This is a genomic window from uncultured Nostoc sp. (assembly GCF_964245445.1).
GTDB lineage: Bacteria > Cyanobacteriota > Cyanobacteriia > Cyanobacteriales > Nostocaceae > Nostoc.
On sequence record NZ_CAXTNE010000313.1, the window covers coordinates 1 to 8,719 of the forward strand.

The 8,719-nt window shown below is 42.8% G+C and carries 8 protein-coding genes; 1 reads left to right on the plus strand and 7 read right to left on the minus strand.

The features are described from left to right. Positions 1-391: 391 nt before the first annotated feature. From ACFE90_RS32895 to ACFE90_RS32925, 7 genes are all read right to left on the minus strand, one after another. Positions 392-1,447, minus strand: coding sequence for a catalase family protein (locus ACFE90_RS32895; RefSeq protein ID WP_375506502.1), 1,056 nt, complete (start codon positions 1,445-1,447; stop codon positions 392-394). A gap of 192 nt (positions 1,448-1,639) precedes the next feature. Beyond that, a complete protein-coding gene (locus ACFE90_RS32900) occupies positions 1,640-2,047 on the minus strand; it encodes a hypothetical protein (RefSeq protein WP_375506503.1) in 408 nt (135 codons plus the stop codon). A gap of 286 nt (positions 2,048-2,333) precedes the next feature. Further along, a complete protein-coding gene (locus ACFE90_RS32905; RefSeq protein WP_375506504.1) occupies positions 2,334-3,629 on the minus strand; it encodes a condensation domain-containing protein in 1,296 nt (431 codons plus the stop codon). A 66-nt stretch (positions 3,630-3,695) separates the two neighbouring features. Next, the gene (locus tag ACFE90_RS32910) at positions 3,696-4,346 is read right to left on the minus strand and encodes a nitroreductase (RefSeq protein ID WP_375506505.1); all 651 of its coding nucleotides are present in this window, start codon (positions 4,344-4,346) and stop codon (positions 3,696-3,698) included. A 134-nt stretch (positions 4,347-4,480) separates the two neighbouring features. Continuing rightward, positions 4,481-4,930 carry a DUF928 domain-containing protein gene (locus ACFE90_RS32915; RefSeq protein ID WP_375506506.1) on the minus strand — a complete coding sequence of 150 codons (450 nt, stop codon included), beginning with the start codon at positions 4,928-4,930 and terminating at the stop codon, positions 4,481-4,483. 396 nt (positions 4,931-5,326) lie between these two features. Further along, entirely contained in the window at positions 5,327-6,265 is a 939-nt protein-coding gene (locus ACFE90_RS32920; protein ID WP_375506507.1) for an NAD-dependent epimerase/dehydratase family protein, read from the minus strand. A 130-nt stretch (positions 6,266-6,395) separates the two neighbouring features. After that, positions 6,396-6,776: a nuclear transport factor 2 family protein gene (locus ACFE90_RS32925; protein ID WP_375506508.1), complete on the minus strand. Its 381-nt coding sequence runs from the start codon at positions 6,774-6,776 to the stop codon at positions 6,396-6,398. Positions 6,777-7,662: 886 nt separating this feature from the next. On the opposite strand from ACFE90_RS32925, the gene ACFE90_RS32930 reads away from it, so the two are divergent. Continuing rightward, positions 7,663-8,719, plus strand: a 1,057-nt coding sequence (locus tag ACFE90_RS32930) for a filamentous hemagglutinin N-terminal domain-containing protein (RefSeq protein WP_375506509.1), incomplete at its 3' end; no start/stop codon positions are given.

The following is an 8,719-nucleotide window of genomic DNA, read 5'->3' on the forward strand; positions in this document are numbered from 1 at the left end:
CATGAAAAGAGTGCAGACTTTTTTGTGAGTGTTTTGAGGGGGTGAGAGGTAGTTGCCGTCGGCAACTACCTCTCACCCCCTCAGAATGATTATCATTATCTTATAAATGTCAAATTATCATTTTTGCTGAGTAATTTATTTCTTGGAAGTCCCCAAAGTTAAAGACGATTGCACTTAAGCCAATGAAAATGTTGAAAGCAGCTCCCAGGAATTCTGCAAAGTATTCGCGCCAATGCCACTGATTCTGAATGCTAGGGTGCATAGTTGGTGAGTATTGTCAAGGGACTTGTATTAATGCCGATCAATTAGCAAAAAGAGCAATCGTTAGTGTAGCTATTGCCAGATACTACTTCCGTCAACAGTTTTTGATGGAAGTAGTTGACAAGCAAGATTATTGAGGATCGTCCAAGACTGAACTATATGCTTGCGGTTCTTCGATGCGGTGGTGTATGTTACTCCGTCGAGCCTTTACTACCTCCTGGTAAACTTTTTTGCGAGCTAAATTGACACTACCCAGGGGTTCGTGTTCCGCGAGGGTATGCCAAGCCATGAACGATAGCCCCTCATCCAGTCGCTTCCGCTCCTCGAAGTCAAATTTCTGAGCGGGAACTGTAATGGTTGCAAGCTTAATAAACGGTGAGTCTTCCTCCTTCCACTCTTGCATGGGATTTTCAATGGGAGTTTTTTCATCGTCAACGTAGAGCTGCACTAAAAATTCAAAGGTGGCATCGTTGCCCTCTTCTGTGAGGTATTTAACAACTGCCTCACGTAAATAAGTCTCAGAAGTAGGGGTTACACCTGGAGTATCTGAGGAGTGAGGTTTGACCGAAAATTTAATCGTCCGAGAGCCAAGTTTATAGGGAGTCGTACTCCAGTATTGGATCAGCAGCGGATTTGCAACTTGTTTGCTCGTAACCGCTTTGAGGACTTCAAACGTGGGTGCTAGCGATCGCAACTCTTCTTCATTTGCTTGACCGACGCTTGCTTTGGTCAGGTTGGCGAACCCTTGGGCATCGCGGACAAAGAACACCGGATGATTAATCAGCAAAAAATCTTGGGTTTCTTGCTCATCATCCAGAACTTTTTCACCTTCTACCTGTAAGAGTTTAATAGCAAGTGCCCGAACATCGGGATCGAGGTCTGACGCGAGTTTACCGCGCTTTTGTGCGGGGGAAGCATTGGAGAGCCTCATCCAAAGCGGGTAGGTTTTGGGCTGGGCAAAGATACCCACTTTCAACGAATCAGGAATATTGTCCTCAACTTTGAACTCTCCCCAAACTAAGGCATGACTTTTAGGATGGTCTTTCCGCAGGTCCGGGCCTTTCTCAGCTTGAACTTTGAGATCGATGTCCACGATGGTATCGGTAGCCGCTTCTTGGGCAGCAGTGTTCAGGATGGTATCAGTAGCCGCTTCTTGGACAGTAGTGGATAGATTAAATTGGCTCATGGTTCTTTCTCCTTACTATGAGTGTTTCAAGACTGAGAAAATGTGGGTTACCAAACAAGGCAAAAGTAAAAAGTGAGCCATTGCGGTGGACGGGTTTCCCGGCATAAAGCAAATGGCGAACCCGAAAGGCAAAAGAAAGAAAAAGAAAAATATAAAGTGCTGCGATCTATGGGAACGATGATAGTTACTAACTCATAAGACCTCCTCTGGTTGCTGGATTGTTTTCAATGCCCATCCGCCAATCCAACATCCCAATCCATCTACAATTAATATCAGGATAGCTGTAATTTGGAATAGTAAACCCCAACCTGCAAAGGAAACTTGAGAAACATGATCGGGGCTAATTACGAGCAAATGATTGTAAATTGCAAAAAGCAGCGATCCTGCCATTGAACCCAACAGCAGCCAGCTACCAAGGCGATAGAACTGTGTCCAAAGTAAAACGGCTGCAACGATGGGAGTCAAAAAAATTACAATACCCACAAACAAACTCTGAAGCAAAGACAGGCTAACAGGGATTTCCACATGCGCTAAACCATGCAGTCCGTTGGCAAGCGTATGGATGACTACAATAGTTGTTCCATATTGAACAATTTTCATCTTTATTCCTCCTAAGTATAAAACTTCAACAGACATCATTGATTGATGGCAGTGGGAGCGCAACCGCAAATATGCAATTCTGATTAGCTTAACTAAACTTCCGGCGATGGAAAATTATCAATAGGTCTGTTAAATTAATTTGCTTTGCACAGATGAACCTGTCTGTCATAGGCAAAATAAATTTCTTTTTGACAATTCTACGAAGAAAAGCAGCCTTTTTCAATTGCCTTGAAACGAGACATCATCTCATGGCTTATATGCAGATTTTTGAAATAGCTCATAAATATTAGATTTCAACAAGGTTAGATGCGATCGCTTTATTCAGTAGATGTATAGCTTCCTCGTGGAGCGTTTTCGTCTGGGATCGCAGCATCACCCGTTCTGAACACACGAGCGTTAAGAATAGTTGATCTCCCAAAGTTGCCACGCCAACTAAGCGATCGTTTTTCACACCTGTTGTGACAACAGGCCCATATACTGCCTGAAGTTCTAGCTCTCCAAACTGTTGCGCGATCGTCAATCGCGTGAGATTGCTAACGGCTATATCATAGTCCAACTGGTCTTTAAAGGCTTGTAAAGCATCATCAGGACTGGGATCGGTAGACAGCCATTCTTGAAGTTGGAAAATCTTCTTAAACAGTTTGTTAGAGGTTATACTTTGCTTGAGCTGCTGTTTAACAGAACGGGCAACTTCCCAGAAATTGGCGTCAGAATTTAACAAGTGCAATGTCCGTTCGGCAGTAATACAAAAACTGACATCTTCCTGGTTTGCAGATATTAAGTAGGGTCTGAGATTAATTGGTGATGAACAATTGATGTTTTGCGGCTGTTCTGAATGATTTTGCTGGCGGACTGCTAAGAGAAAGGCGGCACAAATTGCAGCATGAACACTCGTCTGCTCTTGCCGACAGCGAGCTATGAGCAACCGCGTTGTTTCGGGTGAGAGCGAACCAGAACTGACAAATGAACGGTTATTTTGCTTTGCACGTTGCTTAAGTAAGAAGGAATCGCTTATGAACTTAGGGAGCAGCTCTAACAAAAAAACTCTTTTGGGGGCTTTCCCAATAATCAAGTCCTCTAGTGACGGAGGAACAAATAAAGACTCTTTAAAGGCAGTGGGCGTAGCAATCGCCTGCAAAATATCTCGAATTAAGTAAGTCACAGAGATTCCATCTGCGATCGAGTGATGACATATCACAATTAATTCTGATAATTCTGTACTATTGCTTGAGTGAACCAAGACGATCCGCATTAACGGAGCTTGCGACCAAACAAAGGGCGTTGCGATTTCTTGCTCAACTTCTCGCTGCCAGTGTTGTTCGGATTGCCGCTGTACAACCCGCAGTGGAATGTCAGCAGGGTGTTCGACAAACCAAGGGTGCTTTGATTCATCTAGAGCAATCCGAACTCGTAGGAGTGGATGCCTTTGCTGTACGAGGTGAAGTGCTTGCTGAAGTTGAGGAACCGTGAATTTTCCTTTGATTTGGGCAGTGAGAGCGAAATGTAAAGGATGAGCTTGATCGTGCAGCCAGAAGATTTGTTCTCCGGCTCCCAGAGGGCGATAGACATCAACAGATTGCATATATTTAATCTCTAATACTATGATTTTTCTGGGCTACAATCTATGGGAACGATGATAGTTGCTAACTCATATACCCTGAAACGTAACGTTTTTCTCCACCGCCTCACGGCTTATATGCAAATGATTAGCGGGAAAATCAGGATCGGAATAACCAACAGCCAAACCACAAATGATCAATAATTCCGGTGGAATGTTCAACTCGCTGCGGATAATTTCTGGATAAGCTGCTAGCGAAACCTCTACGCAGGTATCAATGCCGCGAGCGGTTAGGCTCAACACCAGCGTTTGTAAATACATTCCCACACTCAAGGCATCTGCAATGCCCAAATCTTGATGCATACAGACGATACCAACCACTGGTGCGCCAAAAAATTCGTAATTACGTAGAAGGGCTAGTTGTCTATTCTCTTTATCGTCACGAGCAATCCCCATAGCTCCATAGACTTGCACGCCCAGTTCCTGGCGGTAATGCTGGAAGGCTTCCGGCAGCCCAAAGCTGTAGGGCGGCTGCTGCTTGGCTTGGTTTAGCAAAGCTTCTTGCAGACGATCGCGGCGATCGCCTTGGGCAAACACCAACCGCCACGGCTGGATGTTTGAATTTGACGGTGCTAGCTGTGCTAGAGCCAAGGCTTCATCGAGCAAAGCCTGTGGCACTGGTTGTGATAAAAATTTGCGTGTTGAGTGCCGATTTTTGATAGTTTGATCGAGATCAAACATAATTTTATCAACCTTTAGTAATTCAAGAGAGTTATAGGAAATGATGATTGAGTTAGGCATAAGCTGTATGACATTTAATTTGCACAGTTCATCAATACCTTCGCCAAAAAAAGAGTATGAAGAGAAATGCTAAATTAGCATTTTTTACGGTTAATTAACAACTCTGAACTGGACAGAGATAGCATCATAATTCCTGGTGAACTTTTAAAATTTTTGTCTTTAATCTCTTTTACCAACTTAGATTGTTTGCTAGCTGGGTCATACTCATAAAGTCGAAACTCCATTTGCAAGGAGGCAAAATTGTTGATAAACCAAGCAAATGTAGGACGGGTTGCCAAAGTTTGCCCATAAATTTGGGAAGGTGCAAGCAAAATCAGGGCTGGAATGCTACTTGAAGATGTCTCGGACTGAGTTTCGCATCCTCTAGAGCCACCTGAAGTTCCCGTAGTCTGAGGTGGGGGATCGTTGTTCCTATCAGCTAAGGCTGTTGTCGGCATCAATAACAATAAGCTCAAGGCAAAATCAATAGATGTAAAAAGGCTTTTCCTCAAGCATTTCTGGGAAGGGCGTAATATCTGAGCCATATTCTACCTCGATAAGTTGCTAGGACAAGTCTTAAGAACATATCTGGTTAAACAACCTATATTTTGCAGATGGGGTTGAAAATACGGTTGTGTTGCAAAAACCAGCGCTATCTGGTGTAAGTGCAGAAGGCAGATAATTGAGCAGCTAAAAATACCCTGTTGATGAACTGCAAGTAACTATTTTCTGATGGCGACACTTCCAAATCATCAACTCACCCTCGTAAATTGGCAAAGGTATTGTAAATGGGTAAGTTGTTAATGTTACTGCTAGAGCGGTGCTTGGGGTGAAACCGATGAAAGTGAAAGCTAACGGCAGATACCTAAAAGCTGTTGATTTAAGCATCGTTTGCCTTCTTTAACATGAGGTAGTATAACTTTTTGGTCAACTTATGTGAGTTAGCTTGCACTTCCCACGGGTGCGTCAACCATCCATTCCAAAGGTCGCGGCTGAAAATTTAATTCGCGTTTTGCCTTGGCATTCGATGCGCCTCGCATCTGAGTACCATAGTAAACGGCATCCGCACCGCTCAATTGCAAAGCATCCTCAACCGATATCTGCGGAGGCGGCAAAGCATTGAGCCATTGGGCAAAAGCAGAGAGCCACACGCGCACTTCTAAGGGTCGGTCGTTTGCAATCAGGTAAATACCAGGATTGCCTTGCTCTGCTGCTGCAACTGTAGCGATCGCCGCATCCTCAATATGTAACCACGACCAGACACCTGCGCCATTTCCAACAATCGGGAACTGTTGCTGTCGTACCTGTTGAGCAACATCACCATCGGGGGCAAACCAAGTACCTGGCCCGTAAAAGAAACCATAACGCAGGACAATTCCTTCTATATTAGGAGTTTCGAGTAAGTGACGCTCGATTTCAGTCACAGTGCGTGCATCTGCTGCAACTGCGGGTGAAGCATCTAAAGATAGTGGTGTTTCTTCGTCTGCCAATCCGGTTCCAGGAACTCCCCAGAATGCGATCGACTGTCTCAAGTAACGACGCACGCCTGCCGTTTGCGCCGCTACCAGCACATTAGCACCTCCTTCTTTACGAATACGCTGGTTGAATGGTGCTGACGCACTCATCGACTCGCCAGTGTAGGTTTTGGGTAGAGCGGTGAGTTGTTCAATAACTACTTCCGGTTGAGCGCGGATTACAGCAGCAATGAGCGCATCGGCATCGAATACATCTGCGATCGCGGGTTCTACCCCTTGTTCGGCTAAAGCCTTCGCTCTTTCTGGAGAACGGGTTAACGCTACCACGTCGTGCCCTAAGCTGTGCAGTTGCCCGATTAGCGGACGGCCGATCGCTCCCGTTGAGCCTGCAACAAAAATCTTCATTTATGAACCTCCTGTTGAAACCTGTAAAATATTTAAAGATCAGACAGACATAGAATCGCTGGTTGTAACAATATGAGTTTCTCTTTTTGAAATAGCGATCGCCTCCTCACAAACTGAGGATTTTTTCGGCTTATACTAAAGCGGCTTTCATTACATCAGTATCGATATAAACCTCTAGTCGAACAATTTTTTCCTCCTGAATTGTCCAGATATGAGCCAAGTTACAACTAAACTTTTTCCCAGTTCGCTTTGCTACACCACTCGTTTTGCCGATCGCAGCTGTTTGCTCGCCAGCTTGAATGTAATAAGATATCTCGACTGAAGAATCAATCAACGCAGAAAACTTGGAGAAAAAGACTTTGCTCTCATCAAAGCCACGATAGTGACCACCCCAGGGGAGTTCTTCAGTTTGGTAAAAATCAATGTCAGGGGACATAAGAGAAAAATAACGAGGAATATCTCTTTGATTTAGGTAAATGTAAGCCTGCTTGACGATTTCTAGAGAATTCATTGGCATTTTTTCCTCTTAGAGTAAGACTCTTTAAATGTCATTTTAAGCACTGTTAATAAGTAATTATACCGTGCTTATACTGCCTAGCTACTAGTTTAATTGAATAAAAAATACTCATACACTCAGAATCTGTGAAACACAACCTTAAATGTGATTGTCTTCTATATATTTATGGGTATGAGCGAACCAATATTATGCAGCTAGTGATAAAAAATTTATTTCCGCATCTTAAATGTGATTGCTCGTGTGATTGTCTTCTATATATTTATGGGTATGAGCGAACCAATATTATGCAGCTAGTGATAAAAAATTTATTTCCGCCGACCTGTACTAGCCTAATACGGTTCAGTTCAGAAATTTATCTGTTGAGGCAGGCTGTTCTTGGGCAGGGGATGCTCCTGAGAGAAAAAAGCTTATCCCAAGAGTATTGCAGCATAGCCGACTGAAAAATTTTAAGAAAGCAAAGCATTGTTTAAGCTTTGTTACAAACTAACTTATAACACTATTAATTTTGACTATTTTGATCTAAATTCTCTTTAAGAAAGTTAATCAACTCTGCCGGACATAGAAAATTAGAGATTTAGCTGCTCTTTATCTAATGCAAACAATAGATGGCGGATGGTGTTGCTGATTGCGGTATGAATAATAATTAATTTTGTTTGTGTGATTTCAAAATTCTTGTAGAGACATTGCATTGCAGCGTCTGTTGATTGAGCAACGCCAAATAGATAAATAAATTGAATAAAAATCATGTGTAAGTAAGTCGGTGCAATAAAACCAAACTGTGTGAAGGAAAGTAAATAAAGCTCAAACTCTTTTTCCCCCTGCTCCCAGCAAGAACTGCCTTATTTCAACAATAATTATTTACGCCAACCTATTTAGGGCAATGAGAAATCTAAACTTGTTAAAATGGTTAAACATTGCCGTTACCAGCACAGTAATATGCACTGCAAATTGTGCGATCGCTCAAATCACTCCAGACACTAATCTACCCAATAACTCTAATATTCAAAAAATTGGCAAAACTATCAAAATCGAAGGTGGAACCACGGCGGGAAGCAATTTATTTCACAGCTTTAGTGAGTTTTCTCTTCCTACTGAGAATACAGCTTATTTTAACAATAATCTAAACATTCAAAATATTATTAGTCGAGTCACAGGTAAATCTATATCTAATATTGATGGGTTAATTCGTGCTAATGGTACAGCCAACTTGTTCTTGCTCAATCCTAATGGGATTATATTTGGTCAAAATGCACAATTAGACATTGGCGGTTCGTTTGTTGCTAGCACTGCAAGTAGTTTGAAATTTGCCAATGGTTTTGAGTTCAGTGCAAAAAATCCTCAGTCTGCACCTTTATTAAGTATCAATGTACCAATAGGTTTGCAATACGGGGCAAATCCAGGAGCGATTCAGGTTAAGGGCGATAGTCAAGGACAATTGATAGATAATACATTTGGGCTGCGCGTGCGATCAAATCAAACTTTAGCGCTAGTAGGTGGTGATGTCAGCTTAGAAGGAGCAACACTGAAAACTGGTGGAGGACGGATAGAACTGGGCAGTGTCGCAGGAGAAGGGTTAGTAAATCTCACCTTTGACAATAAAAGTTTTTTCTTAGGTTATGATGCCGTGCCAAACTTGGGGAACATTCAACTATCCCAGCAGGCAACAGTTGATGCCAGTGGTGCGGAGGGTGGTAATATACAAGTGCAAGGCAAACGTATTACTCTTACCAACGGTTCCCAGATAGCGACAAATACTCTAGGAGTGGGGCAAGGTGGAAGTTTAGTAGTTCATGCTACTGATGTGCTAGAGGTAATTAGTAGCTCCAACGATGGTCAGTATTTGAGCAATTTGTCAGTTCAAACCCGAGGTACAGGAAATGCCGGAGAGTTGCGGATTGATACCCAAAAATTACTGATTCAAGATGGGGCATTTGTTA

Coding starts and splice junctions, on each gene's coding strand:
- ACFE90_RS32895 (WP_375506502.1), bottom strand. CDS start 1,447: ATGAGCCAATTTAATCTATCCACTACTGTCCAAGAAGCGGCTACTGAT.
- ACFE90_RS32900 (WP_375506503.1), bottom strand. CDS start 2,047: ATGAAAATTGTTCAATATGGAACAACTATTGTAGTCATCCATACGCTT.
- ACFE90_RS32905 (WP_375506504.1), bottom strand. CDS start 3,629: ATGCAATCTGTTGATGTCTATCGCCCTCTGGGAGCCGGAGAACAAATC.
- ACFE90_RS32910 (WP_375506505.1), bottom strand. CDS start 4,346: ATGTTTGATCTCGATCAAACTATCAAAAATCGGCACTCAACACGCAAA.
- ACFE90_RS32915 (WP_375506506.1), bottom strand. CDS start 4,930: ATGGCTCAGATATTACGCCCTTCCCAGAAATGCTTGAGGAAAAGCCTT.
- ACFE90_RS32920 (WP_375506507.1), bottom strand. CDS start 6,265: ATGAAGATTTTTGTTGCAGGCTCAACGGGAGCGATCGGCCGTCCGCTA.
- ACFE90_RS32925 (WP_375506508.1), bottom strand. CDS start 6,776: ATGAATTCTCTAGAAATCGTCAAGCAGGCTTACATTTACCTAAATCAA.